The sequence below is a fragment of the Flavitalea flava genome (assembly GCF_054461575.1).
The window spans coordinates 255,459-281,291 of record NZ_JBTLQH010000001.1 but is presented as its reverse complement, the minus strand read 5'-3'; the positions used below and the strand labels follow the sequence as shown (position 1 = coordinate 281,291).

The following is a 25,833-nucleotide window of genomic DNA, read 5'->3' as shown; positions in this document are numbered from 1 at the left end:
TTTACAAACCAGTTGCTATCGTTTTTGCTCCTCTTTCTTTGATCAGGTTGTCCCTGACCTTTGCACTTCGGTACAAGGTAAGCGGATTTAAGGCTCCCCCTGCACGCAAACGGGCTTCGGCAACCAGCGGGCGAAGGTCGGTACGAAAACTATCTTGCAGGACTTCCTGTGCACTCACCGTATCATTGTTTAATTGCGCTGCACCCAATTTTTTCCTGTCCACGAGTAAAGCCTGCGCGTACGGGATCATAATGGCTTCCACCGATTGAAGCAGATCTTCCAACGGATCTTTCACGTTGTGGGAAGCGTCGATCATCCAGCCCAGATCCCTGGTATGATCCATTCCCCGGGCATCCATTCCTTCCACCAACTCGTTAAAGATCAGGAATAACTGGTAGGGTTTGATACTACCCACCGTAAGATCGTCATCACCGTATTTGGAATCGTTGAAGTGAAAACCACCCAATTTTCCTTCCATTAATAACAAAGCTACGATCTGCTCGATATTGGCATTCGGCAAATGATGCCCCAGGTCCACCAGGGTAAATGCCTTTGGTCCCAGTTTGGACGTAAATAATAAGGACTGCCCCCAATCTCCTACCGTGGTGGAATAGAAATTCGGTTCGAAGGCCTTGTATTCTACAAAAAGCTTCCAGTCCGCGGGCAAGGCGGCATAAATTTCCTGCAGGCTTTCCAGGGTATGTTGAAAAGCTTTGCGAAAATTCAGTTGTCCCGGAAAACAAGAGCCATCTGCTAACCAAACCGTCAGTTCTTTCGATCCCAATTCCACTCCGTGACGGATCACTTCAATATTATGATCGATCGCCTGTTTGCGCACCTCTTTGCGGACATGTTGCAGGGAACCGAATTTATAACTTTGAGACTGACCGGGCTGGTCCTGGAAGGTATTCGAATTCATCGCGTCAAAACGCAAACCATGCTGGGCGGCCAGTGTTTTTACAGAGGCTGCGTTGCCCGGGATATCCCAGGGAATATGCAGGGATATGGCCCCGCTGGAACGGTTTAGTTTATGCAACAAACCGATGTCTTCTATCTTTTCTTCCAGTTTGCGGGGTTCACCGCCGCCTGAAAAACGTCCAAACCGCGTTCCGCCCGTTCCCAAGGCCCAACTGGGTATGCCCACCTGAAAATCGATCAGCCTTTGGATAACCTTTTCCAGATCCGGAATATCCGCTGCCAGAAAATCGAATTTACGTTGATGCTCTTTCAGTAAAGATTGATTGTGTTCTTCAATTTTATATTTTTCGAGTTGCATAACTTTTTTAAAAATTTATGGCATATAAAAAACCTCTTTTAAAGGAAACGTCACCGGCGAATGATCCGGATGAACATCCATGATATCCTTCATGTGATCCCACCATTGCTGCATGACAGGATTTCCAGGGAGCTGATCAAGGTTTGCCGGTTCCCCGATCTTCAGATAAGCAAATAAGGTAAGGGTCTCCTCATCCAAAAATATAGAATAGTCTTCAATGCCGGTTTGTTTGAGCAAAACCGTCAGCCCGGGGCCAATGGCTGCATGACGCCGTTGATATTCAGCCTCCTGCCCGGGATGCAGTTTCATTTTGAAAGCAATACGTCGCATCAGCATCATTTTTTTACTACTTCGCCGCCTTCGAACCAAAGGGTATTTTCACTACCCTCTTTAGGGGGCGGGGGCTGGCCTACCTCACAAAAGCCATCGCCACGCCTCCGTCTACGTTCAATACATTCCCTGTCGATTTGTGCAATAAACCTCCAACAAAAGCGAAACAGGCATTGGCTATATCTTCAGGCAATATGATCTCATTCAGCAAGGTACGTTTTGCATAATAAGCAGGCAGATCTTTTACCGCAACGCCATAGGCTTTGGCACGACCTTCGGCCCAGGCACCCTCCCAAATCTTACTATCGGAAATAACAGCATCCGGATTCACGGTATTGACCCGGATCTTATCACCGCCAAGTTCTGCGGCATTTAAACGGCTCAAATGCAGTTGGGCGGCTTTCGCGGAACCGTATGCAGCATTATTCGGACCGGATACCAGGCCATTCTTGCTGACAATATTCAGGACATCTCCGCCGGTAGCCTGCTTGCGCATGATCGCCACTCCGGCCTGGGTAACCAGGAACTGCCCCTTAACCAATACATCATACAGCAAATCCCAATCTTTTTCTGTATGTTCTTCAAGCGGTTTGGAAATGGACAGTCCGGCGCAATTTACCACGATATCGACCCCGCCGAAGGCGAGCGCAGCGGAGGTAAAGGTTTGCCGGATCGTTGCCGTGTCGGTCACATCCAGCAGTTCGGCAATAAAAAGATCCTTCCCATATTGTTGTTGAAATTCCTGTTTGGCAGCGGCCAGGCGTTGAGCATCATTATCGTTAATTATTACACAAGCACCCTCATCCGCAAATTTTTTAGCTATGGCTTTACCTATGCCACCTGCACTTCCCGTCACCAGGGCAATTTTTCCGGACAAAGCCTTTGCCTTCGGCATCCGTTGTAATTTTGCTTCTTCCAGTAACCAGTATTCAATATTAAATGCTTCCTGTCTGGGCAGCGAAGTATAGGAAGAGACGGCTTCCGATCCCTTCATAACGTTAATGGCATTTATATAGAATTCAGCTGCCACCCTTGCCGTTTGTTTGTCCTTGGCAAAAGTAAACATCCCGATTCCCGGATAAAGGATCACCACCGGATTCGGATCGCGCATGGCCGGGCTGTTCGGATGTTTGCAGGACTCATAATAATGACTATACATCTCCCGGTAGCTTTCGAACTGGGGCGCTAATTTTTGTTTTAACTCCTGAATGGCGGTAAGATCTTCGGTAACGCTTATATCCAATACCAGGGGGCTGATTTTGGTACGCAAAAAATGGTCCGGGCAACTGGTCCCCATGGGAGCCAGCCTGGCCAGATCATTGGAATTTATATATTCCATCACCCGTTCGTCATCGGTAAAATGACCAACCATCCTGGTGCGGGAAGAACAAAACCCTCTCAGCAGGGGGGCCAGTGCGGCAGCTTTTTCAGTACGTTCTTCTTTCGAAGCCGGTTGCAAACGGGGGCCTCCGAAAACAGGTCTTTTTTTACCGATATTATCTTCGAGATATTGGGCACAGCGCTCGATCACTTCCAGCGTATTCATATAACTTTCATAGGCAGTATCCCCCCAAGTGAATAAGCCATGTGATCCCAGCATAATACCCCGTATAGCCGGATTTTCATCCAGGCATTGTTTTAACTGAAGACCCAGGTCGAAGCCGGGACGTTGCCACTCCACCCATCCGATCTTTCCTTTGAACAGGTCCTGCGTGATCTTTTTACCGTCTTTCGCGGCGGCGATGGCAATCGCTGCATCCGGATGCAGGTGGTCGATATGGGGGAAAGGAAGGAATCCGTGTAAGGCCGTATCGATAGAGGGTGCTTTGGAACTCAGATCGTAAATGCAGTGATTGAACAATTCCACCATCTCGTCTTCGAATTCAATCCCCCTGTACACATTTTTCAGACTGAGCAGACGATCCATAAATAAAGCGGCAAGACCACTGCGTTTCAACGTTCCCAGATCACCACCCGAACCTTTCACCCACATAATCTCCTTCTGAACGCCGGTCAGCGGATCCTTGGCCATTGCCTTACAGGAAGTGTTGCCCCCACCATAATTGGTCAGGCGAAGATCGGCTCCCAACAAATTGGACCGGTATATCAGTAACCCTACTTCGTCACCTGCCAGTGCTGCCGCAGCTTTCTCATCCCACAAATAACTGACATGCTTAAAGTCCCCCCGGCCCCCTGAAGGGGGAGCATTGTTAGCAGCTTTCTTATCATTCTTTTCAGACATACGCTATCTTTTATTATTTATAGTTTTATTTGAATCAAAATCTTCTTCCCTTTCTTTTCCTCCTTAATGGTTCGCATAGCTCCCCTTCAGGGGGTCGGGGGGTCACTTTAATGAATTCCCATACCCTACCAGCAATACCGATAACAGAATAGCAATGATCCCGGATGTGATGGAAAAACGGGTTTTTGAACTTACCCCTTTCCATTCCTTTAAAATAACGCCCCACATATTGGCGACAAGAATTATAAAGGCCATATGAAGGATCCACGAACTGGCTCCATTACCCAACCTGCTCTCCCCCATTCCATAAAAGAAAAACTGCAGGAACCATATGGTTCCGGCCAGTGCCGCAAAAAGGTAATTACGGGCCAGAGGAGTTTTTTTATTGGTATAATCTCCGAAGGTTTTGTTGCGGGTATTCAGGATCATGCACCAGATAAAATTGGTCGTAAGTCCTCCCCATAACAACACGATATAAGTTACATTATTTTGATAAAGGAACTCCGTGGTCGCCTGAGGGTTAGCCGCTTTCCAAAACGAATTGGCCGCTTCAGCCATTGGCGTACCGGCTTCGATCCCATAATTAAAACAAGCGCTGAGGATGCCGGATATCGTACATACAATCAATCCTTTTACCAGGTTAAATTCTTTGACCGATTCTTTTTTCTTTTCTTCCGGCAATTCTTTTTCCTTCAGGACACCTGCCCTGCCGCATAAAAAGATCCCGGCCAGGCAAAGTACAACTCCCGCCAGTACGATCTGCCCCCATGAGGTGGTCAGCAACTCATTAAATGTAGTTTTTCCGGGAGTATGCGTAAAATTATAGTAGATGGAAGGCACCAGCGCTCCGAAGGCAGAAGTAAAGCCCAGTAATACCGAATTGCCTAAAGACATGCCCAGGTACCGCATGCCCAGGCCATACATCAAACCGCCACCTCCCCAGAGGATCCCCCAAAAAAAAGTCCATGCGAGCGTGCCGGAGGAAGCCGAGGAAATGATCTCACCAAAATGAGGAACGGTGATATAGGCAGCCAGGGGCGGAATGATCAACCAGGAAAAAAGCCCGCCAACGATCCAATAGCTTTCCCAGGCCCATTCTCTGACCTTCTTAAAAGGCATGTAGAAGCTTCCCGAAGCAAAGCCACCAATAAAATGAAAGATAATGCCGAAAATAACTTGCATACAGGTGATTTTTTCAATATGGCTGCAAAAACAGGTAGGTAAAACTAAAAATTAATATTCACCGGGCTGTCATGCACTGTCATGGCTTGAAAAATCACTTTTTAAGGATAAATTTTGACTATGGCGCCCGTTTCCGCACCGGAAAGAGAGACTTGGTTCAGGACCTGATCCGGGGCCTGGTTATTTCAGGAAGGGAGCTTTACGGCCTGTCTGGCTAACAACTTCCATTCCCCCTTGTTCTTTTGCCAGACCAGCAGGATGGATAAACGCACCGTTCCGGGTTTGCCGCCATCGTTCGTGGCAGCTATAAAATGATGCCGGACGATAGCGGTCCTCCCCACCACTTTAACCGTTTGTTCGTTTAATTCTATCGAAACGAAGTCGGACTTTCCGCTTACGATCCTATCGATAAATTCCTTTTTATCCTGGATCTGACCGCTGGAGTGACCATAACTCAGTTCATCCAGGGTCAGGTGGTCAAGAGTTGTCTGATCAGGGTCGATCATTGCCTTACGGAGAGCTTCAACCGCAGCGATCACTTGTTTTTCTTCTTTTTCCTGGGCAAAAGTCCGGGTTTGGATAGCTGGCAGCAGCATGAGAAGGCAGATTATTATTTTCATAAATAAAAAGTTATTAATTATTCCACCTTTATGCAATCCCCAGTTCCTCCTGTATCTTTTCCAGGGTTTTCCCTTTCGTCTCGGGCAGGACCCGCCAGACAAAGATCAGTTGGAGGAACATCATTACACTATAAAATACAAAGGAATAGAATCCTCCTTTAGAGCTTCCTTCGACGATGATCGGGAAAGTCCAGGATATGATGGCAGCCATGATCCAATGCGTAAAACTCCCCAAAGACCCTCCCTGCGAACGGACGGAATTGGGAAAGATCTCCGAGATAAAGACCCAGATTACAGCACCCTGTGAAAAAGCAAAAAAAGCAATAAATCCAATCAGGTAAATGAGCACGTTGCTATTTCCGGATACGCCGGTCATAAAGGCATTAGCCGTTAATCCCAGGAAAAGGATCATTCCAACAGATCCTATCAGTAACAATTTCTTACGTCCGAACTTATCGATAAGGGTCATTGCCAGTAAGGTGAAAAAAAGATTGGCGGCACCGATATAAACGGGTTGCAGATAGGCGTCTGACTTGTTGAATCCCGCCATTTCGAATATACGGGGCGCATAATAAAGGATAGCATTGATTCCGGAAAGCTGGTTGAACATGGCTAACAACACAGCGTATAAAATCGGTTTGGCATATTTTTTCTGAAAAAGCTGTTCTTTATAATCGCCGGCGGAATTTCCGGATTTCTCCGGGGCGCTATAATGACCATGGGCCCCTGCCTGTTCATGAACGGACTCCCGGATAGCCCGGATCGCTTCCGGAACATTCACTTCCTTCAGTTTTTGCAGGATAGGTACGGCCTGATCTTCCCGCCCATTCAGGATTAGCCAGCGTGGGCTTTCCGGGATTGTGCGCAGCAGGATCCAGAATAAGGCTGCAGGGATGACCATGATCCCCAGCATCCAGCGCCATGCTTCATCACCCATTCCCACGAATAAAAAATTGGTGAGATAGGCGATAAAGATCCCGGCTACGATATTGGTCTGGAAAGAACCAGCCAGGCGGCCGCGAAGATGGGCCGGAGCAATTTCGGAAATATACATGGGACCTACCACGGAAGAGGCGCCAACGGCTATTCCACCTGCAAACCGAAAGAGAACAAAAAGACTCCAGGCCGAGATGGAAGCAGTACCGATCGCTGCAAAAAAATACAAGGCCGCAATGACCATCAGCACTTTTTTTCGTCCATATTTTTTAGCAGGAATTCCGGCGATTAATGAACCTACTACAGTTCCAATCAAACTGGAAGAAACGGTAAACCCTTGCCAGAAGGAACTCAACGACCACATTTTTTCAATGATCTTTTCTGCGCCGGAGATCACGGCGGTCTCAAAACCGAATAAGAATCCGCCCAAGGCGGCAATAAGCGCAATTCGAACGGGATAGGAAAGCATGTCAGATTTTTATATGAACGACCAATCTAACTTATTTTCGCTTTATTTTTATGAAATTACCGGATAATTCTACCTGCTTTCCCTTTAGCAATTTTAGCTTCATCCAAGCATAATTTATGCTAATTCCACCTTCTTCATTTTCGGAGCGAATAAATGCATCACCACCCAGGCAACCAGGTAGGCAAAACCGCATATCAAAAAGATCAGGTTATAACCCAGTCCCTTATTTCCCAAACGGGTGAAATAATCGAGGATCCAGCCTACCAGCGGTTGAAAGATGATGCCACCAACAGATCCGGCCATTCCGCCGATCCCAATGACCGAGCTAATGGCTTTTTTGGGGAACATATCCGAGGCAGTGGTAAAGATGTTGGCGCTCCAGGCCTGATGGGCAGCAGCAGCCAGGCTGATCAGGGCGACCACGATCCACATATCCGTAAAATAACGAGCTGTAATGATAGGTAATACGCAGATGGCAATGATCAGCATTACTGTCTTGCGGGCTTTGTGAATGGGCCAGCCCTTATTGATCAGGTAAGAGGACAGGTATCCCCCGCCGATACTTCCAACAGTGGTACAGGAATATACAATCACCAGGGGCCACCCTGGTTTGGAAAGATCCAGTTTGAACGTATCGCTGAAATAACCCGGCAGCCAGAACAAGAAAAACCACCAGATGGGATCGGTCAGGAATTTACCGAAGACGAAAGCCCAGGTCTGGCGTACCGATAGTAATTGGCCCCAGCTAACCGGTTTGGCGGGAACGGGCACCGTCCCTGAGCCTGCCATCGCAGAAGGCCCTGACGAAGGAACAGATGCAGTATCGGGAACAACGTCTTCTCCATCGCTATGGATATAATCAAATTCCGATTTGGAGATTCCTTTTTTTCGTGATGGGATCTCATACAAGATCCACCAGAACAAAAGCCAGATAAATCCCAATGCTCCTGTAATGATAAATGCCATCTGCCAGCCATAAACGCCGAGTATCCAGGGGACAAGGATCGGCGCAATCATGGCGCCGATATTTGCCCCGGAATTAAATATCCCGGTGGCAAACGCTCTCTCTTTTTTGGGAAACCATTCTGCAACGGATTTAATGGCAGCGGGGAAATTTCCGGATTCACCAAGCCCCAAACCGGAACGGGCAATCGTAAAACCAAAAGTGGTACGGGCCAGGGCATGCCCCATCGCAAAAACACTCCAAATAATAATCGAAACCGTATAACCGACCTTGGTCCCTATCCTGTCGATGATCCTGCCAAAAGCCAGCAGGCCACAAGCATAGAACAATTGAAAAAGACCATTGATATAACCAAATGTAGTATTATCCCAACCAAACACCCTTGTCAATTCCGGCTTTAACAGACCGATCACCTGACGGTCGATATAATTAATGCTGGTGGCAAAAAAAAGCAAGGCTACGATCGTCCAGCGATATCGTGTTGTAGGAAGGGTTGACATGTGATCGGGTGAATTATTTTTCAATATAGCATTTTGTTCGGTTAATACCCTATCGTAAACCGGCAATCGCAACAAGATCCATATCTGTATACGTGTAATTCTCGCCAGCCATTCCCCAGATAAAGGAATAATTGCTGGTTCCGCAACCGGAATGGATGGACCAGGGAGGAGATATGATGGCCTGATGGTTGTCAACCCAAAGATGTCTTGTTTCCGAAGGCTGGCCCATCAAATGCAGGACACGCTGACCGGCAGGTACGTCGAAATAAAAGTAGGCCTCCATCCTGCGGGTATGCGTGTGAGCAGGCATAGTATTCCAAACGCTGCCTGTCTTTAATATCGTAAGACCCATAACCAGCTGACAACTTTGGATCCCGTCCGCGTGGATATATTTATAGATCGTTCGTTCATTCGAAGTTTGCCGGGCGCCGATGTCCACCGGCAGCGCCTCTTCTTTGGAAAGGAACTGTATTGGATGAACGGCATGTGCCGGAGTGGATAAGAAATAATACAATGCGGGGTCCCGGGCATCCTCACTGCTAAAGGTTAGCTTTTCCACACCTTTACCCAGGTAAAGACAATCCAGTTTGCCCAGTTCAAAAGATTGATCATCTGCCAGGATCGTCCCTTTCCCTCCCGTATTGATAACCCCCAGTTCCCGGCGCTGAAGAAAAAAATCAGCCTTTAATTCCGGATGGGTTTCCAGGGCTATCGTTTGTTTCACCGGCTTGACGCCTCCTATAATAACCCGGTCGTAATGCGTATACAACCATTGGATACGATCATCCTGCAGCAAATTGCCGGTAAGGAAGGCGTTGCGCAGTTCATCCGTATTCATTTCCCCTGTCTCTTTCGGGCTATGTTCAAATCTGAATTCCATACCCCCCCCGCCCCCTGAAGGGGGGGCCGGTAGCAGGCTATTTTTTTTGTTAGATTCGTTCATTTCATTTTTTTTATTCGTTGAAAAATCTTCAGGATACTATTCCCCCTTTAGGGGGTTAGGGGGTATTATCGTCCCATCCATCCGCCATCTACGGTAAGAATTGTCCCATGGACATAATCGGCTGCCCGGGATGCTAAAAACACAACAGGTCCCACAAAATCATCCGTTTCTCCCCACCTTCCGGCGGGTATCCTGTCAAGAATAGATTTGCTTCTTACCGGATCATTACGGAGAGCCTCCGTATTGTCGGTGCTGATATAACCTGGCGCAATTCCATTCACATTTACTCCCTTCGAAGCCCATTCATTGGCCAAGGCCTTGACCAGGCTTGCCAGTGCACCCTTGCTCGCCGCATAACCCGGAACATTGATCCCTCCCTGAAAACTGAGCAGGGAGCAGGTAAAAATAACTTTGCCCGAACCCCGCAGGATCATTTCCCGGCCGAATTCCCTGGCCAGGATAAAAACTGCGTCCAGATTGATTGATAGTACCTTATCCCAATATTCATCCGAATGTTCGGCTGCCGGCTGCCGCAGGATCATGCCTGCATTGTTGACCAAAATATCCACTTTCTCATTTTCGGCCTTCACCTTCTGAATGAACCCATAAAGGGATTCCCGATTGGTCAGATCCGCCTGGTATGCTTTAAACCCCCTGCCCAAAGCCCCGACTTCTTTTTCTATCGCGCTTCCGCTGAATTCAAGGGAAGCGGAGACCCCAATAATATCGGCACCGGCTTCAGCCAGGCCCAAGGCCATTGATTTTCCGATTCCCTTGTTACAACCTGTGACCAGCGCCGTTTTGCCATTTAAGTTGAATAGATCGCTCATATTTGGGACAGAACCGATTAATAAATAGTTTAGCGAACAGTTTGTTATCTTTGAATTAATAACAAGAGTACATTGTTATTGAATAAGATAAAGGGAATATGCTGACTTTTTTTACGAAAACGATTGCGGCGGACCGTTAACGGAAGTTTTGAAAAAAATCGAAATGAACGGATGAAGTATGAGGCGCTTACTATAAAAGATATTGCAAAAGCTCTCCATTTATCCGTCTCAACCGTTTCCAAAGCCTTGCGGGGAAGCCACGAGATCAGTGTTGAGACAAAAGCCGCTGTCCAGCAATATGCCAGGGAGAATAATTACCGGCCCAATCCCATCGCGCAAAGCCTCAAAAGAGGACGTAGTAAATCCATTGGAGTCATCGTTTGTAATATAGATAATAATTTTTTTTCCCAGGCGATCAATGGAATCGAATCCATCGCCCAGAATAAGGATTATAATGTGATCATTACGCAGAGCCAGGAATCCTATGAAAAAGAGATCTCCAATTGCGAACATCTTTCCTCCCGGTCAGTTGACGGATTGATCATTTCCCTTTCTGCTGAAACCCGGAATGTAGACCATCTTAAAAAACTGCATGAAAAGGGGTTACCTATTGTATTTTTCGACCGGGTTACCGATGAGATTCCGACACATAAGGTGATTGCCAATAATTATAAGGGAGCCTATGAAGCTACGCTCCACCTGGTGAAGCAGGGAGCCAAAAGGATTGCCCATATAACCAGTTCTGACAGTCTTTCCAATACCCTCGAACGATTGGAAGGTTACAAACGAGCCTTGTTGGATTCGGGGATGTTTCCAGATGAACATTATATAAAATTTTGTCAGCATGGCGGGATGATCAAGGAAGAGACCCACCAGGCGCTGGAGGAATTGTTAGCCATGGAGGCTAAACCCGACGCCATTTTCACAGCATCCGACCGGTTAAGCACCACTACCTTAAGCCTTCTGCGGGTATTAAAGATCTCCATTCCCCAACAAATAGCCCTGGTAGGGTTTACGAATTCCATCTCTGCCGATATTTTTAATCCTCCCCTGACCGCTGTCGTTCAGCCTGCTTTGGAAATGGGACAACTGGCCACAGAAATGCTGATCCAACTCATCGAAAGCAAACACCCGGTTACCAATTTTGAAAAAATTATCCTGGAAACCGAACTGATGATCAGGGAATCGAGCTTGAAATAGCTGCAAGCCTGAGATTGCAGCTTGTTGCCTGAGGCTCCTTTAGTAGGCTGCCGTAAAACGCTGCTGTACGTGTTCGGCATTTTCCAGTTCATCCACAATAGCAACAGCCAGATCTTCTACGGAGAGTACGCTTTTCCCCTTTTCGTCAAACACAGGGTTATCCAAACCTTTACGATAAACGCCTTTTCTTACTCCGGAAGTTCCCGGATGCATTTCAATGGCAGGACTGAAAAATGTCCAATCCAGTTCCGTCTCCTTTCTCAAAATTTCCAGATAATCAGCGGCTGCCGTTGCACCGGCCTTGTAAGCCTCTGGAAATTCGGGGGTATCGATCAAACGGACACCGGGCGCTATCTCGAGGCTCCCTGCTCCGCCAATAATAAGAAATCTTTTTATCCCTGCCTTTTTTACACCAGCCTGAATAGCATTGGTTCCATCCAGAAATTGCCGGTAAATCTCAGGATTGGTCCAACCCGGATTATAGGCGCTGATTACCGCGTCATTTCCTTTTACCAGGGAGATCACTTCTCCTTCTTTCAATATATCACCCGCTTTAAAAATAAGATTGGGAGAGGTGACCGTCAGTTTCTCCGGATGCCTGGCTATAGCCGTTACCGTATGACCTCTGTCTAATAATTCCTTCAGGATCGCTTTTCCTACAAAACCCGTTGCGCCGATCAATGCTACTTTCATACTTAAAGATTATTGGTTAAAAATAAATGCATAAGGCCCAATTACTTACTTTTGGAGAGTAAAGGTAAAAGGAAAGAACCGGGCAGCCAAGAAGGCACTTGCAGGAGACCTTGTTACCTGGCGGAAACAATTGTTGACAATCAATTACATACAATGGAAAATAAGGATGAACTCTTTTTGGATCTCGAAAATTGCCCGATCCGTCAGGTTCTGGACCGGTTCGGTGATAAATGGTCAATCCTTGTCCTTATCATTTTAGATGAAAAAGGAGTTTTACGCTTTACGGGGCTGAGCCAGCTTATCGGCGATATATCTCAAAAAATGCTCACGGTAACGCTTCGCAGCCTGGAAGCCGATGGATTGATCCGGAGAAAATCCTTTCCTGAAATACCCCCGCGGGTGGAGTATACATTAACTACTTTAGGAAGCAGCCTGTTGCCCCATATCAAAAGCCTTTCTTCCTGGGCCGATAAAAATATTGAGGAGATCAAACAAAACCGCAAGCTGAATTCAGAAAAAAAACAAACAGTCTGAAAAAAGTTTATAATTTTTCGCTTTTGCCATTTATCCGCTTCAGACGGAGTAATGCTTCCATATAATAATAATCCCCATAAATAATGGAGGCATCCACTTCGCTGTTACCTGGTTTGTGACCGGTGGAATGCAGCAAAAATGCCGGGATTTTTTCACCACCCTGATAGGCAGCAGTTGAAAGTACCCTAAGCATACCGGTGGCCTTATTCCGGTAGAAGGCGGCTTTGTCCTTATCGTCTATTTTTACAAAGGTGGATAGTTCCAATAACCCGGAAGCGGTAATGGCTGCGGCGGAAGCGTCCCTTGGTGCATTGGGTATGGCAGGGTCATCGAAGTCCCAGTAGGGGATCCCATCCGATGGAAGACGTTTGAGGTATATGTCAGCGACCTGCTGTGCAAATTCCAGGAATTTTTTATCCCCGGTTTCCCGGTAACACATGGTATATCCATAAATCGCCCAGGACTGGCCTCTGGCCCACATGGAAGAATCCGAATAACCCTGAAAAGTAACCCCCTTTATTTTTTTGCCGGTCGCCGTATCGTAGACCACTACATGATAGGCAGAATGATCCGGCCGGAAATGATTTTGCATGGTTATCTCTGCATGTTTCACCGCTATCTCGTATAATTTGTGCGAGCCACCGTGTTTAGAAGCCCAGAATAATAATTCCAGGTTCATCATGTTATCGATGATCGTATTGTGGATCCATCCTTTGGACTTTATCCTGAAAGGCCAGGAAAGAATGGTTCCTACCTTTGGATTGTAAAGTGTCGCCAGTGAATCGGCCGTTGCCAGCAAAATATTTTTATAGGAAGTATCTCCGGTTAGCCGGTAACCATTCCCGAAACTGCAATAGAGCATAAAACCCAGGTCATGGTTTTCGGCCTTTCGGTAAGCTAACCGCGTCAAAGGCCTGGTAAAACTATCCGCTTTGGCCTTCCAGGACGGGTCCTTCGAATATTCGTATCCGTACCATAATATACCCGGCCAGAAACCACTCGTCCAGTCTTCTATCCCCACCGTCTTCCAATTTGTATAACCGGCATCGATGCTCCTGGGCATCTGGTCATATCCTTTTATTCCGGAAACTGTCCTTGTGGCCTGTTGGATACAATACTTCAAGGCAAGGTCCGGATTAAACCCATCTTTATCACTGGAAGATTTCACCCTGTTGTCCTGCGAAAAGGAAGGAGGAATGATCAATAAAACAAGAGATAACAAAAAGATCAATTTGCGGGAAGAAATAAAGGAGGATCGCATATAGACAACCATTTGTGAATGTACCATGTTAACCTCGCAAGATTACACCCTACCATCCACATAGTAAAAAAACATCTCTTTTATTTACGAAAACGTTGTAGCCAGGGATCGGGAGGTTGCACCCTGAAATCGAAATTTATAGCTTGTCTTCTCCGGGGGTGGCGTTGCTGCGTCTCCGCACAAAATGAAATATGGGTATCCCCAATAATACGATACCCAGACCAGGCCAGGTGAATTTGGGTTTGTAGATAAATAATAAAACGCAGATACTGCCGGCAAGCAGAATATATAGCATTGGCAGGAAAGGGTAACCAAATGCCTTATATGGCCGGTGTAACAAAGGTTTGTTCTTCCGCAATCTGAAAATTCCGATCACGGTAAGGATATAAAAGATCAATACGACGAAGATGACATAATCCAGCAATTCATTATATTTCCCGCTAAGACAAAGCAGCGATGCCCAGATGCATTGCATCCACAGGGCTTTGGCGGGAACCGCATTTTTATTCAGGATACCGGCCTGCCGGAAAAACAATCCGTCCTTTGCCATCGTATAATAAACCCTCGCTCCGGAAAGGATCAACCCATTATTGCAGCCAAAGGTCGATACCATCAACAGGACGGCGATCACGATTGTACCGTTCGCTCCCCAGATATATTGTGAAGCCGCTACACCTACCCTGTCATTATCTGCGAATGCGATTTCCCCGAGAGGCATCACAAAAGTATACATCACATTGGTTGCGACATAGATAGCTGTCACGATCAAGGTACCCAGAAAAAGACTCAGTCCGATATTACGCTCGGGTCTTTTGATCTCTCCGGCAATAAAAGTTACATTATTCCAGGAATCACTGCTGAACAAACTGCCTACCATGCTTCCGGCAATGGCCCCAAGGGCTGCCAATCCCGAATAGGGAAGGATCTGGCTACCATCGAATTTCCCAAGAGCAAAACCAGTGTTCCAGTTAGCCCTGGCGATCCCTTTACTGGCAGCCAGAAAAAAACCGAACAATACCAGACCCGATAAAGCGGCGATCTTTGCCAATGTGAAAATAGTTTGTATCCATTTCCCTTCTTTGACGCCCCTGGTATTGATGAAGGTAAGCGATACGATGAGCAGGATCGACGTCAATTGGGCGGCGGAGACCTGCGCCCACCCAAGGTCGATCAATATATGTTTATCACTGAGGCCTGGGAAAATATAAGCGGCGAATTTGGAAAAAGCCACTCCGACGGCAGCAATAGAACCGGTCTGAATGACTGCAAAAAAACTCCAGCCATAAAGAAAGCCGGCCAGTGGATTAAACGATTCTTTCAGATAAACGTACTGGCCCCCCGCCCGGGGAAACATGCCGCTTAATTCCCCGTAACTAAGTGCAGCAATGAGAGTGAGCAGTCCCGTTAGTAACCAGACAAGAATGAGCCAACCGGCAGAACCGACATTCCTGGTGATATCCGCACTTACAATAAAGATCCCGGAGCCGATCATAGATCCCACTACTATCATAGTGGCATCCAGCAACCCAAGGGATTGTTTAAAGGAAACGTTTGGTTTGCTCATCTTCAGTTAGTTTGGGAAAATCCACCAGGTGTCAACAGGCATGATTATCAGTTGCTCCGGAAATTAAAGGCCCCGAAAATTAAACGCTTAGCAAATTAAACGCCGGCAGTTTCAGCAACTGAAATAGACAGATAATCGGGTAAGGCAGGTCTGTTGGCGATGGATTCGCCAATGGTCTTCAATACCCGCTCACGTTCTTTACCTGCCAAAGCCAGGCGGGGCGCTCTTACATATTCGCTGCCAAGGCCGGTCTGCGCTTCGGCAAGTTTGATATATTGAACCAGCTTGACATGTATATCCAATTCCAGCACCGGAAGGAACCACCGGAATATGGAGACAGCTTCGGCCACCCGACCTGCTCTCATCAGTCTGTATATGGCAACCGTCTCAGCCGGGAAAGCACATACCAATCCGGCGACCCAACCGTCGGCTCCCATTTGCAATTCTTCCATGACCAGGGTGTCCACACCGCAAAATATTTTCAGGCGTTTGCCGAAACGGTTGATCATCCGGGTAACGTTCGTAACGTCCCTGGTTGATTCCTTTATTGCCTGGATATTGGGACATTCGATCAGCTCTTCGAACATATCAAGGGTAACTTCCGTCCTGTAATCAATAGGGTTATTATAGATCATGATCGGAAGATCCGTTGAATCTGCGATAGTCTTAAACCAGGTTACCGTTTCCCTGTGGTCCGATGCATAACGCATGGGAGGGAGAAGCATTAAACCTTTAGCTCCCCAGGCTTTTGCATTGGCCGTTTGTTTGATAGCTTCACGGGTGGACCCTTCCGCAATATTCAGCACAACGGGTAAATCCCCATTCAAGGTTTCGACCGTGAATTTTACTAATTTCTCTTTTTCTTCCAGCGACAGTACACTGGCCTCTCCAAGACTTCCCCCAAGTATGATCCCGTCGATCCCTGATGCTACCTGGACTTGCAGATTCTTTTGAAACAAGCGGAGATCCAGTTCATCGTTCGCGGTGAATTTGGTTGTTAGCGCAGGGAATACTCCTTTCCATACTATTGACATAAAAAATATTTTTTCAAAAATATCCATAACCCGCCGGGCAGGTGTAACCTTTTTTGATCAATCCTAAACGGATTTTAACCGGTTTCTCCAAAAGCCAGCCGGTCTTTCGGGTTAAAATCCGTACACAAATGGGTTATTGAAAGCTAAGCAAAAAAAATCAAACCATCCGTAAATACCGCCGGAACAGGGCCTGATCGCCCTACTTACCCGGCCATTTATTATAAACGGAGGAAGATAAAGAATCCGTGCCCGTAAGCGGAATAAATGTAAAAACTGGCTTTGAAGCGGTTCCCCGGTTTACCGGATCGAATCCGAGCCCGGCCAATGAAAAATATTTTGTATAATCGAGGGGTTTAACGGTAAAAACATATTCAAAAATTTCCGTCAGGGAAATTCCTGCCACCGTTTCGCAAGCCTGCTGAAATTCTGCGTCGGAAAAACCCCTTTTTTTATCCAGATAATACTTTTTATAAAGCAAACGCATAACATCATCCAGGGACTTTTTATTCCTGGTATAATTGCGGATGGCAAAATCAAGGAACAGACCGATAACCGGTCCTTTATCATAATAAGAGATCGTTTTATTCTCCTGGTCCCCGGTTCGTCCAAAAGGGCCATCGCTCCAGGTTTCGTAACTGGCCTGAGTCAAAGATTGAAAAAGATGTCCCGGCTTATTTTCATAGGATTCGATATCGGACTGCACCGTCCGCAGTAATTCTTCCTTTGTCATTAAACCGGCACGAACAAGCATCAGGCGTTCGTAATAAACGGTAAGCCCTTCCGACACCCACAAAAGGTTGGTACGGTTTTCCCTGCTGTAATCGAAAGGCCCCAGTTCGACGGGCCGGATGCGTTTAACATTATAATGATGGAAATATTCATGCGCGATAAAACTCAGCATGCTCTGCCGGCCCGCAGGCGTATTCAGCTCCGCGCCTTCGAAAGAGAGCGTGCTGGAATTAAGATGCTCGATCCCTCCACGTCCGGGACCGATCGCTAAAAAAGTATATTCACTGTAAGGGATATTACCAATTACCGCTATCCCCTGCTCTACCATTTTTTTGAGATCTTTCATGAACCCTTTCCTGTCAAATTCGCCTAATTTATACCCAATGAACCGATGATTAACCCCTTGAATGGTAAATGCCGGTAATTCTTCCAGGTGTCCTATCAGTATCGGACAATCATACAGGTTATCAAAGTCTTTCGCCAGGAAGGTATGCGGCTTTCCAGCCACCTGACCGAGCCCTGTTGCAATATGGTCCCATTTTGGCGCAGGTTGAAGGGTTAGCGATACAGGTTGGTCCATAACCTCATCCATATATAAAAAAAGACCTGCAGGTGAAATATAGGCATGGTCAGCATCGAGGTAATTATTGGCGACAAAAGCTACATCTGCCTTGACAGCATAAGAGATCGTCACCGACTCTGTGTTTTTGCAGGTCACACGCCAGGCAGATGGTGCATTTTTTTCCCAGAGCAATGTTTTGCCCTGAGCATCCACCGCCTGAAAATTTTCAATTTTACCGGCATAGTCCATCTTTTGATAATAGCCGGGCATCCATACCGGCATCTTAACCTCAAGGGTATCTTTTCCGAAATGTTCACACCTCAATACCACCTGAAAATAGTGAGTTTCCGGATGGTTCATAGATACCGTGTAGGATAAAACCATCTTTTTTTTCTGAGCGTAAGCAGTTGAGGGGATGAACGGAAAAAGGAAGCTGCAACAGATAATAAATAAGCTTGTCCGGATGAGCCTTTTTTTCTTAACCATTAGTCAGTTATTAAATGAGCTTAATTATATAAATTATTTAACCGTGTTGTATCCATCCTGCTACAGATCCCTGTCGTTACGCCGGGGAGGATCGACCTCCAATAAATGTTTTACAAAAAAATCTCTTTTCTTTATTCTGCCATAAGGACCACCGTCTGTATGATCCATTCCGGGAAGGGGCAAAAAATCGAAAATTTTTCCTGCCTTGATCAAGGCATCCGCCACACGGTAAGTAGATTCCGGCGGTACATTCGTATCCGCTTCCCCAACGATCAGCAATAGATCTCCTTTCAGTTTGGCCGCATTGGTCACATTGGATTGTTCTTCATACTGTTTGCTGACCGGATAGCCCATCCACTGTTCGTTCCACCATTGTTTATCCACCCGGTTGTCATGACAACCGCAGGAGGAAACACCCGCCGTATAAAAATCGCCATGGAATAACAAACCTCCCAAGGCATTCTGCCCCCCGGCCGAGGTCCCGAAAAGGCCAACCCGGCTGGCATCTACATAGGGATAACGTGCGGCAAGTGCCTTGATCCACAGTATCCTGTCCGGGAAACCGGCATCCGCCAGGTTCTTCCAACAGACATCATGAAAGGCTTTTGACCGGTTGGCTGTACCCATCCCGTCTATCTGCACCACTATAAATCCCAATTGAGCCATGCTCTGCATTTCAAAAGAGCGGTTCCCGAAGTTCTTTGGAACGAAGGCATCCTGAGGCCCTGCATAGATGTTCTCGATGACCGGGTAACGTTTGGTAGAATCGAAATCAGCAGGACGACATACGACACCCCAGATATCCGTAACCCCATCCCTGCCCTTTGCATGAAAAGGTTCAGGAAGACGGAGCCCTGCAGCCAGATACCCTGCAATATCCGCCCGTTCCAACTCCATTATCAGGGCAGCGTCCGCTGTTCTGTGCAACTCCGTTACCGGAGCCTTGTTCACTTCGGACCAGGTATCCGTATAATATCGTTTATCCGGAGAAAAGACAACGGTATGATTGCCGGGTGCTTTTGTCAATTCCAACAAATGACTGCCGTCAAAACCGATCCGGTAATAATGAATAAAATAAGGATCTTCAAAGGCATTCCTGCCGCTGGCGGAAAACCAGATTTCCCGCCGTTTGTGATCGATGCTGTCAATATCCCTTACAATCCATTCGCCCCTTGTAACCTGCATTTCTTTGCCTGTCCGGCTATCGATCCGGTAAATATGCCGCCACCCGTCTTTTTCAGAGGTCATCAAAATCTCGTCGGTTGCAGGTAAATAATGAGTAAAGAGCCTTGATTCGTAAATAAAGGTATTCGTTTGCTCTTCCACGATCGTTCTGGTCTCCCCCGTTTGTGCATCTCCCTCCAGGATTCGGAAACGCTGGTGCCCCCTGTCCACTTTTTCATACAGGAAATAACGGGCATCTTTTCCCCTCCAGTGTAATTCAGGGGCTTCAAAAAAATCAAAGATCGGTGTATTTATTTTTTTTGCTTTCCCGTCGTTAACGGTAAAGACCATCATTTCAAAGCTGGTAAAAGGATCGCCGGGCTGTTTGTAGGGATGTTTTTTTAATTGTCCCCTTGTCGTTCCTGCGACCGAAGACAGAACATAATAAACGGCAGAATCTTCCACCGGATGGATGCGATACCCGACTATATATTTACTATCCGGAGACCAGGCCAGGGAGCCATAGGGATTTACCGCATCGGCATCCCTGGTGAATTGAATCAGCCGGTCAGTGTCTGACGATCGGTCAGCGCCTGACGATCTATTGGGCCGAACGAATACATTCCCTTCTTTTACATAAGCAATCCATTGTTTGTCCGGGGAAAGGCTATCAGTAGAAAAGGAATTCCAACGCTCCCATTGCCGGGTGAAGCCGGGGTAACGGGTGGAGTCCTTTGGGAGGGCCGGGATCTTTTCCGTGGTATAATTAACCAGATCGCATTTCCAGTAATTACTATCCAGTTTCAGGGATACGATACGGGCATCTTTACTGAAAACAAGACTGTCTATTTTCAAATGACCTGCCTGCAAGTGTTGGCCTGTTACCGCCTGTAAGGAAACTGCCAGTTTCTCCTCATCGAATGCTTTGCGGCGGTTCCCTTTGACAACATCCACATACCAGTATTCCCGAATACTGTCCTTTAGTATATTCCGGTACCAGAAGGCCGAACCACCCGGCTGCCAGTATGCCTGAACGTTTGTTTTGAAGAGGGTCCTTAAAGCAAGGCTGTCCAACGCATGCGCTTTGCGGTAACGTTCCTGTATTTCGGATTTTCCCGGTAGATAAGGCGGCAAAACGGTTTGTTGTGCACGCAGGATATTGACCGCGATCATAAGGAAAAGTATGATCGGCAACGACATTTTGAACAGGTTCATTTTGGTTGACTATTTTATGAGGTTAATTTTTTGCCAATCAGCGTGGCAGTTTTTTTTCTTTCAGCATTAAGACGGAGATGGAAAAAGGAGGAACAGTCGTTTCAAAATTGGAGCCGACACCGGTAACCCGTCTTTTTTCAGGAACGTACTTTTTCGGAAACCGGAATGAGTTCTCCGCCCCGGCTGTTTCGCTTTGCAAAACAGTCAGCTCCCCTTCTGAAGACAGATCCGAGGTTCCATTCAGCCGCCAATTTACCTGATAGGGAATATCGCTCCCATTCACCACTTTCACGATCAGGTCTCCTGTCTTTTCATTTTTTCCCGCCAGCGCAAAGAATTTTTCCGGTTCCGTATAGGTCATTATAAGTTCATCGTCCAGCCAGCATTTTACCGTATCCACCCCCACTTCAAGCCTGATAGCGTACCACCGGCCCTGCTCTATTGATTTGGGCAACTTCTTCTGTTCGCTGAGGTCCGATACGTCATAACCATTGGTCAGTTTCTCTATCACACAATGACTATTCAGCCAGGAACCGATATGAGCCCGCATACAGGTATTGGTATCCTTTACTGCGAAAGGAATAATAAATGCATTCAGGCCGCCCAATTTTTTCGCCTTCAAGGTTAACGTATACGTATCGAAAGATCTGTCCTTCAGCATGGCGAATAATTGTGGTCCTTCTGCGATTTGTGCAAGTCCGCTATCCTGTAGTTTCCATTCTCCTCTTACCGGGGTCCAGTATACGGCACCGGATATAAAATCACTCTTATACAGGGTTTGACCATTTTGTATGACTTCTATGTCCTTGTATTCCGTTTGGGTATCCCAGGTAGCCAAACCGATGGAGCCAGTGAACAAAGGCTTTTTTCCGGCTGTTTTCAGAATCTGCGTCCTGGTAGAAAGATTTATATCGGTTCTGTTTTCCGCAAGCATTTTCAAAGCATAATAGGAAATCCGCCCAAAACTTTGTGAAGCGTTAAAATTGATCAGGTTCACCGGCCAGTCCTCATCATTTACATTGACCAGCAAAGGCGCATAACTACTCATTTTGACAAGGTCCCCATTACGCTCCATACCCATGATATAAACCGCATCGCTTAAAGCCGCTTCCATATTCCCTCTACCCACCCCATTATTGGTGGCATACTCACCGACATACATATCCCATCTGCCCCGCCGGTACCTATCAAAATGATCATAATGGCTCATTGCCCAATAAGCAGATTTATAGGCGTGTTCATCCACAAGCTCCACTTCTTTCATGCTATCCAGGGTATTGGTATTCACATCACCTATCCCCATCGAAGCAATCACTTTTATATCCGGATATTTTGTCTTGATGGCCTCGTAAAAAAGATTATACCGTTTGGCATACAGGGGGCCATGTTGTTCATTGCCTACCTCCACATATTTAAGCGGAAAAGGCGCGGGGTGGCCGCTAGTGGCTCTTTTACGCCCCCATTTGGAATCAACGGGGCCGACCGCATATTCGATAGCATCCAAGGCATTTTGGATGTAACCTCCAAGACTGTCTTCCGGGGCGAAGGTTCCGCTGCGGTAATCGCAGGAAACCCCCACATTAAACACATACAAGGCCGCCGCTCCTATATCCTCGCAGAACTGGAGATACTCGTGATATCCAAAACCATCGCTGGTCCAATAGCCCCAGGGGCTGTAGGTGCCAGGCCTCTCTTCTACAGGTCCGATAGTCCTCCGCCAATCAGGAGCGCTTTGGATATTGATCCCTTCTACAAAACAACCTCCGGGCCAACGGATAAAAGCCGGGTTCAGATCGGCAATGGATTGAGCAAGGTCCAACCGCAGGCCGTTGGGGCGATTCCTGAAAGTTCTTTCAGGGAACAGGGAGACAAAATCCACCCAAACCGTTCCGGTACTTCCGAAGGATAACACGAATTTCGCTGCAGGATCAGTTTGAGCGGCTTTTAAAACGCAGTTGTATTTTTTCCAGGACCGGTTATGCACGCCATTAAAGATAAAAGAAGCCAGTACCGCCCCATCCGCGGATTGCAGAGAAGCCTTTACGCTCCCATTGTACTGTTTATCGGTATGAATATAAAAACTACATAAATAATTTTCTCCTGCCCGAACTCCGATCCCCCAGAATCCTTCATTAACCAGACCGGCTCTTCCACTATTCTTCAGGATACTCAGCTGCATACTATGAGGAGTCGCCGTGTTAAGGGGATCCTTGTCCGTTAAAGCCGCTTTCATCTCAGAACCTCCACTGGTGTCCAGAGACCAGGCGGGCCATTCAGATTTCAGGGGCCATTCCATTTTCCAATCGCTTACACCGTTACCTGGCATGGAAAAATGGGGAGTCCGCCCGGGCACGATATATCCATCCTGTAATACGGTCCCTTGCGGCAGACGGCTTTCTTCGAAGCCTCTGTTCTGAATAAGTTCTCCATACAAACCCCCTTCTCCGGCATGACTTATTTCCTCAAAAAAAATACCATGAAGGTTTGGCGAAATACGATTACCGGGCTTATCTGCATCAATGATAACAGAAGCCTGGTTCTGACAGAAGCCTGTTATTATATAACATACCCCTGCCAGCACGAATATTGTTCTTAACATCGGCGGATTTATTTAAATCTATTTTACAGGTTACGATCCATTCCTGATTACTTCACGATCCATTCATGGATACCGGAAGAATTCTCAGCGGGTAACTGTACTTCCATTTTCAAGGCATTCGTAGTGATCGCAGTAAATTTTACGGAGTTATACCTGTCCTTAACTACCTCATAGGTTCCTGTAGGCTCAACAGGAAACCATTGACCGTCCTTCCTGTAAAACAATTTCCAGGATAGTGGTATCCGGCAGCCGCCCCAGGGACCATCGTCAAACCAGTAAACCCGGGATTCGGAAATCGAATAACTGCTGTCAAAATCATATTCCACGAATTCCACTGTATTTTTTTTCGGCCACCAATGCAGGTAAGGCGCGCTGTTATCTTTGGAATCTACAGGATCATATTGATCGTTGAGGGCTTTTACCATCAGTTTACCGGCAGCAGAAGAACTTACCCTGCTTTTCGAGGCAATGGTGGCAGCGGGCCTGGGGTGTGCAGCCGACGCTTCATAAGGGATCCACACCTCCATCTCGCCGGGTCCCCGGTTATTCCAGGAATAATAAGGAATGGCTTTTACCGGCTCCTTTGAACTCACCAGGTCATCACTGTTCAACTGACGGGATGTTGCCGTTCCGGTTGTCGACAATTCTGTAATGCCTTTTAGTTTGGCGGGATTATAGGCTACCTGTATAGCAGCAAGTGTATCTACCACAATGCTATTGACCGAGCTGTCCTGGTGATCGGCCCCTTCCAGGCAATATACCACGGGTCCCCGTTGAAAAGCGAACCGGTCGCGGTCCGCCTTTACGCTGGTGTTTGCCATAACTCTCTGGACCGGCATAGGAAATTCGATAACGACTTTATCTCCTTTTTTCCAGGTGCGTTGCAGAACGGCATATCCGTGCTCCGTAAGATAGTCGACCGGCTTCCCGTTAACCAGGACAGGAATAGCTGCCACCCGGGTATCCGAAAAATGATAAAGATCACCGGGTACAGGCTGTCCCTGCGCCCATCCGGGTAACCTCAGTCTTAATGCAAAGGCTCCGCTTTTTTCGGGATCGACGCCAATAGACACTTTGCCGGCCCAGGGATAATCAGTCGTTTCCGTAAGGGTCACTTTTGTAGAAGAGAGATCGACCTCCATTTTATTACTGACATAAAGATTTACAAACAAGTCATTGTCCTTTTGCGCATACACATATCCCGGAACGGACGGAAGAAAACGCGCCACGTTGGAAATGCAACAGGCGCAGGCGAACCATCCACTACGTTGGTGCTGTCCCATTGATGCCAAAGGATTGGGGTAAAAAAAACGATCCCCGCTAAGGGATACACCCGATAAAAGCCCGTTATATAAAGTCCTCTCCAACACATCGATATATTTGGAATCTCCGTGCAAAAGGAACATCCGGCTGTTCCAGTAAACATTGGCGATAGCAGCGCAGGTCTCCGCATAAGCAGACATGTTTGGCAGATCGTAAGCATCTCCGAAAGCCTCTCCGTTCCCGGTAGCGCCGATACCTCCGGTGATATATAATTTTTTCATAACCACATCACCCCAGATATCATCGATAGCTTTTAAATAATTCTTATCCCCTGTCAGGGCGGCCACATCCGCCATTCCTGTATACATATACGCAGCGCGGACCGCATGCCCTTCAGCCTCATGCTGATCCACTACTTTTTTATCGGCCTGATTATAAGAATCGCCCTTTGCCCCGCCTTTGGGTCCCCGTATGTCCAGGAAAAATTTAGCAAGATCGAGATATTTTTTCTCGCCGGTCACCCGGTATAATTTAGCCAACCCGATCTCCACGATCTGGTGACCGGGGTATTCTTCTACCTTCCCATAGCCAAAATCCTTCACCAGCAGGTCGGCGTTCTTAATGGCAACATTCAGCAATGTTCTTTTTCCCGTTGCCTGGTAATGGGCTACGGCAGACTCATATAAATGACCGGCATTGTACAATTCATGGCTAAGTATTTCTTCTTTTTCCCAACGTTTGGCACCGATCCATTCGTGGGGCTTTGCCGCCTGCATGGTACGGAAGGTATATAAATATCCGTCCGGTTCCTGCGCGGCGGCTATTATACCGATAAGGGTATCCAGCTGCTTTTCCAGCTTCGGGTTTTTTCTAACCTGCAGACCATAGGAAGCCCCTTCGATCAATTTGTACAGATCCGTGTCGTCAAAGGGAAAATCAGTCATCTTATCATCCTTCAGCTTTTTGGAAGCCCGCAGGAAATTATCGATCCGCCCGTTCTCCCTGCACTTCTGCAATACATAAGGGATGGTTACGTCGGCATTCACCTCGATCTTTGGCTCCCAAAAATTATCGGTAAGGTGAACCCGGGTAAATGCTACCGGCTGTATCGGGTAATCAGTATGCTGCGCAATTATCCCGTCGGCAGTACAACTAAAAACTGTTAAGGACATCCATAGTTTCCTGACATTACCTGCTAACATAATTATTCCATTTAAATTTCTGAATTACGATTGAT

General features: G+C 47.0%; 19 protein-coding genes. 2 read left to right on the top strand and 17 right to left on the bottom strand.

Annotation, left to right across the window (positions count from 1 at the left end):
* Position 1 precedes the first annotated feature (1 nt).
* The 9 genes from ACX0G9_RS00995 to ACX0G9_RS00955 form a co-directional block, all read right to left on the bottom strand.
* Entirely contained in the window at positions 2-1,276 is a 1,275-nt protein-coding gene (locus tag ACX0G9_RS00995) for a sugar isomerase (protein ID WP_459062969.1), read from the bottom strand.
* Positions 1,277-1,291: 15 nt separating this feature from the next.
* Entirely contained in the window at positions 1,292-1,606 is a 315-nt protein-coding gene (gene rhaM, locus ACX0G9_RS00990; protein ID WP_459062968.1) for an L-rhamnose mutarotase, read from the bottom strand.
* A 79-nt stretch (positions 1,607-1,685) separates the two neighbouring features.
* Complete coding sequence (locus ACX0G9_RS00985) at positions 1,686-3,848, bottom strand: bifunctional aldolase/short-chain dehydrogenase (protein ID WP_459062967.1); 2,163 nt, start codon at positions 3,846-3,848, stop codon at positions 1,686-1,688.
* Positions 3,849-3,950: 102 nt separating this feature from the next.
* On the bottom strand, positions 3,951-5,030 hold the full coding sequence (gene rhaT / locus ACX0G9_RS00980) for an L-rhamnose/proton symporter RhaT (RefSeq protein WP_459062966.1): 1,080 nt from the start codon (positions 5,028-5,030) through the stop codon (positions 3,951-3,953).
* 185 nt (positions 5,031-5,215) lie between these two features.
* The gene (locus ACX0G9_RS00975; protein ID WP_459062965.1) at positions 5,216-5,650 is read right to left on the bottom strand and encodes a nuclear transport factor 2 family protein; all 435 of its coding nucleotides are present in this window, start codon (positions 5,648-5,650) and stop codon (positions 5,216-5,218) included.
* A gap of 28 nt (positions 5,651-5,678) precedes the next feature.
* The gene (locus tag ACX0G9_RS00970) at positions 5,679-7,055 is read right to left on the bottom strand and encodes a sugar porter family MFS transporter (protein ID WP_459062964.1); all 1,377 of its coding nucleotides are present in this window, start codon (positions 7,053-7,055) and stop codon (positions 5,679-5,681) included.
* Between the two features lie 114 nt (positions 7,056-7,169).
* On the bottom strand, positions 7,170-8,519 hold the full coding sequence (locus tag ACX0G9_RS00965; protein WP_459062963.1) for an MFS transporter: 1,350 nt from the start codon (positions 8,517-8,519) through the stop codon (positions 7,170-7,172).
* A 49-nt stretch (positions 8,520-8,568) separates the two neighbouring features.
* Positions 8,569-9,462, bottom strand: coding sequence for a 5-dehydro-4-deoxy-D-glucuronate isomerase (kduI, locus tag ACX0G9_RS00960; protein WP_459062962.1), 894 nt, complete (start codon positions 9,460-9,462; stop codon positions 8,569-8,571).
* Positions 9,463-9,527: 65 nt separating this feature from the next.
* The gene (locus ACX0G9_RS00955) at positions 9,528-10,292 is read right to left on the bottom strand and encodes an SDR family NAD(P)-dependent oxidoreductase (RefSeq protein ID WP_459062961.1); all 765 of its coding nucleotides are present in this window, start codon (positions 10,290-10,292) and stop codon (positions 9,528-9,530) included.
* A gap of 171 nt (positions 10,293-10,463) precedes the next feature.
* Between ACX0G9_RS00955 and ACX0G9_RS00950 the strand changes: the two genes are divergently transcribed.
* Positions 10,464-11,492 (top strand): LacI family DNA-binding transcriptional regulator, encoded by a 1,029-nt coding sequence (locus tag ACX0G9_RS00950; protein WP_459062960.1) that lies wholly within the window; start codon positions 10,464-10,466, stop codon positions 11,490-11,492.
* 39 nt (positions 11,493-11,531) lie between these two features.
* Here ACX0G9_RS00950 and ACX0G9_RS00945 read toward each other — a convergent pair whose 3' ends face one another.
* Positions 11,532-12,185, bottom strand: a complete 654-nt coding sequence (locus tag ACX0G9_RS00945) for an NAD(P)-dependent oxidoreductase (protein ID WP_459062959.1) — start codon at positions 12,183-12,185, stop codon at positions 11,532-11,534.
* Positions 12,186-12,338: 153 nt separating this feature from the next.
* Here ACX0G9_RS00945 and ACX0G9_RS00940 point away from each other — a divergent pair, with 153 nt between their 5' ends.
* Positions 12,339-12,719 carry a winged helix-turn-helix transcriptional regulator gene (locus ACX0G9_RS00940; RefSeq protein WP_459062958.1) on the top strand — a complete coding sequence of 127 codons (381 nt, stop codon included), beginning with the start codon at positions 12,339-12,341 and terminating at the stop codon, positions 12,717-12,719.
* A 7-nt stretch (positions 12,720-12,726) separates the two neighbouring features.
* On the opposite strand, the gene ACX0G9_RS00935 is transcribed toward ACX0G9_RS00940, so the two are convergent.
* The 7 genes from ACX0G9_RS00935 to ACX0G9_RS00905 form a co-directional block, all read right to left on the bottom strand.
* Positions 12,727-14,007, bottom strand: a complete 1,281-nt coding sequence (locus ACX0G9_RS00935; RefSeq protein WP_459062957.1) for a glycoside hydrolase family 88 protein — start codon at positions 14,005-14,007, stop codon at positions 12,727-12,729.
* 109 nt (positions 14,008-14,116) lie between these two features.
* A complete protein-coding gene (locus ACX0G9_RS00930) occupies positions 14,117-15,544 on the bottom strand; it encodes an APC family permease (protein WP_459062956.1) in 1,428 nt (475 codons plus the stop codon).
* Between the two features lie 95 nt (positions 15,545-15,639).
* On the bottom strand, positions 15,640-16,578 hold the full coding sequence (locus ACX0G9_RS00925; RefSeq protein WP_459062955.1) for a dihydrodipicolinate synthase family protein: 939 nt from the start codon (positions 16,576-16,578) through the stop codon (positions 15,640-15,642).
* A 199-nt stretch (positions 16,579-16,777) separates the two neighbouring features.
* Positions 16,778-18,253, bottom strand: a complete 1,476-nt coding sequence (locus ACX0G9_RS00920) for a M61 family metallopeptidase (protein ID WP_459062954.1) — start codon at positions 18,251-18,253, stop codon at positions 16,778-16,780.
* 162 nt (positions 18,254-18,415) lie between these two features.
* Positions 18,416-20,734: a S9 family peptidase gene (locus tag ACX0G9_RS00915; RefSeq protein ID WP_459062953.1), complete on the bottom strand. Its 2,319-nt coding sequence runs from the start codon at positions 20,732-20,734 to the stop codon at positions 18,416-18,418.
* A gap of 37 nt (positions 20,735-20,771) precedes the next feature.
* A complete protein-coding gene (locus ACX0G9_RS00910) occupies positions 20,772-23,333 on the bottom strand; it encodes an alpha-L-arabinofuranosidase C-terminal domain-containing protein (protein WP_459062952.1) in 2,562 nt (853 codons plus the stop codon).
* Between the two features lie 47 nt (positions 23,334-23,380).
* On the bottom strand, positions 23,381-25,798 hold the full coding sequence (locus ACX0G9_RS00905; protein ID WP_459062951.1) for a glycoside hydrolase family 127 protein: 2,418 nt from the start codon (positions 25,796-25,798) through the stop codon (positions 23,381-23,383).
* Between the last annotated feature and the right edge of the window lie 35 nt (positions 25,799-25,833).

What these genes read in the sequence shown, in the direction of transcription:
- ACX0G9_RS00985 (WP_459062967.1), bottom strand. Translation starts at nt 3,848, where the DNA reads ATGTCTGAAAAGAATGATAAGAAAGCTGCTAACAATGCTCCCCCTTCA.
- ACX0G9_RS00920 (WP_459062954.1), bottom strand. Translation starts at nt 18,253, where the DNA reads ATGGTTTTATCCTACACGGTATCTATGAACCATCCGGAAACTCACTAT.
- rhaT (WP_459062966.1), bottom strand. Translation starts at nt 5,030, where the DNA reads ATGCAAGTTATTTTCGGCATTATCTTTCATTTTATTGGTGGCTTTGCT.
- ACX0G9_RS00930 (WP_459062956.1), bottom strand. Translation starts at nt 15,544, where the DNA reads ATGAGCAAACCAAACGTTTCCTTTAAACAATCCCTTGGGTTGCTGGAT.
- ACX0G9_RS00965 (WP_459062963.1), bottom strand. Translation starts at nt 8,519, where the DNA reads ATGTCAACCCTTCCTACAACACGATATCGCTGGACGATCGTAGCCTTG.
- ACX0G9_RS00975 (WP_459062965.1), bottom strand. Translation starts at nt 5,650, where the DNA reads ATGAAAATAATAATCTGCCTTCTCATGCTGCTGCCAGCTATCCAAACC.
- ACX0G9_RS00910 (WP_459062952.1), bottom strand. Translation starts at nt 23,333, where the DNA reads ATGTTAAGAACAATATTCGTGCTGGCAGGGGTATGTTATATAATAACA.
- kduI (WP_459062962.1), bottom strand. Translation starts at nt 9,462, where the DNA reads ATGAACGAATCTAACAAAAAAAATAGCCTGCTACCGGCCCCCCCTTCA.
- ACX0G9_RS00935 (WP_459062957.1), bottom strand. Translation starts at nt 14,007, where the DNA reads ATGGTACATTCACAAATGGTTGTCTATATGCGATCCTCCTTTATTTCT.
- ACX0G9_RS00955 (WP_459062961.1), bottom strand. Translation starts at nt 10,292, where the DNA reads ATGAGCGATCTATTCAACTTAAATGGCAAAACGGCGCTGGTCACAGGT.
- ACX0G9_RS00945 (WP_459062959.1), bottom strand. Translation starts at nt 12,185, where the DNA reads ATGAAAGTAGCATTGATCGGCGCAACGGGTTTTGTAGGAAAAGCGATC.
- ACX0G9_RS00950 (WP_459062960.1), top strand. Translation starts at nt 10,464, where the DNA reads ATGAAGTATGAGGCGCTTACTATAAAAGATATTGCAAAAGCTCTCCAT.
- ACX0G9_RS00940 (WP_459062958.1), top strand. Translation starts at nt 12,339, where the DNA reads ATGGAAAATAAGGATGAACTCTTTTTGGATCTCGAAAATTGCCCGATC.
- ACX0G9_RS00925 (WP_459062955.1), bottom strand. Translation starts at nt 16,578, where the DNA reads ATGTCAATAGTATGGAAAGGAGTATTCCCTGCGCTAACAACCAAATTC.
- ACX0G9_RS00995 (WP_459062969.1), bottom strand. Translation starts at nt 1,276, where the DNA reads ATGCAACTCGAAAAATATAAAATTGAAGAACACAATCAATCTTTACTG.
- rhaM (WP_459062968.1), bottom strand. Translation starts at nt 1,606, where the DNA reads ATGCGACGTATTGCTTTCAAAATGAAACTGCATCCCGGGCAGGAGGCT.
- ACX0G9_RS00970 (WP_459062964.1), bottom strand. Translation starts at nt 7,055, where the DNA reads ATGCTTTCCTATCCCGTTCGAATTGCGCTTATTGCCGCCTTGGGCGGA.
- ACX0G9_RS00905 (WP_459062951.1), bottom strand. Translation starts at nt 25,798, where the DNA reads ATGTTAGCAGGTAATGTCAGGAAACTATGGATGTCCTTAACAGTTTTT.
- ACX0G9_RS00915 (WP_459062953.1), bottom strand. Translation starts at nt 20,734, where the DNA reads ATGAACCTGTTCAAAATGTCGTTGCCGATCATACTTTTCCTTATGATC.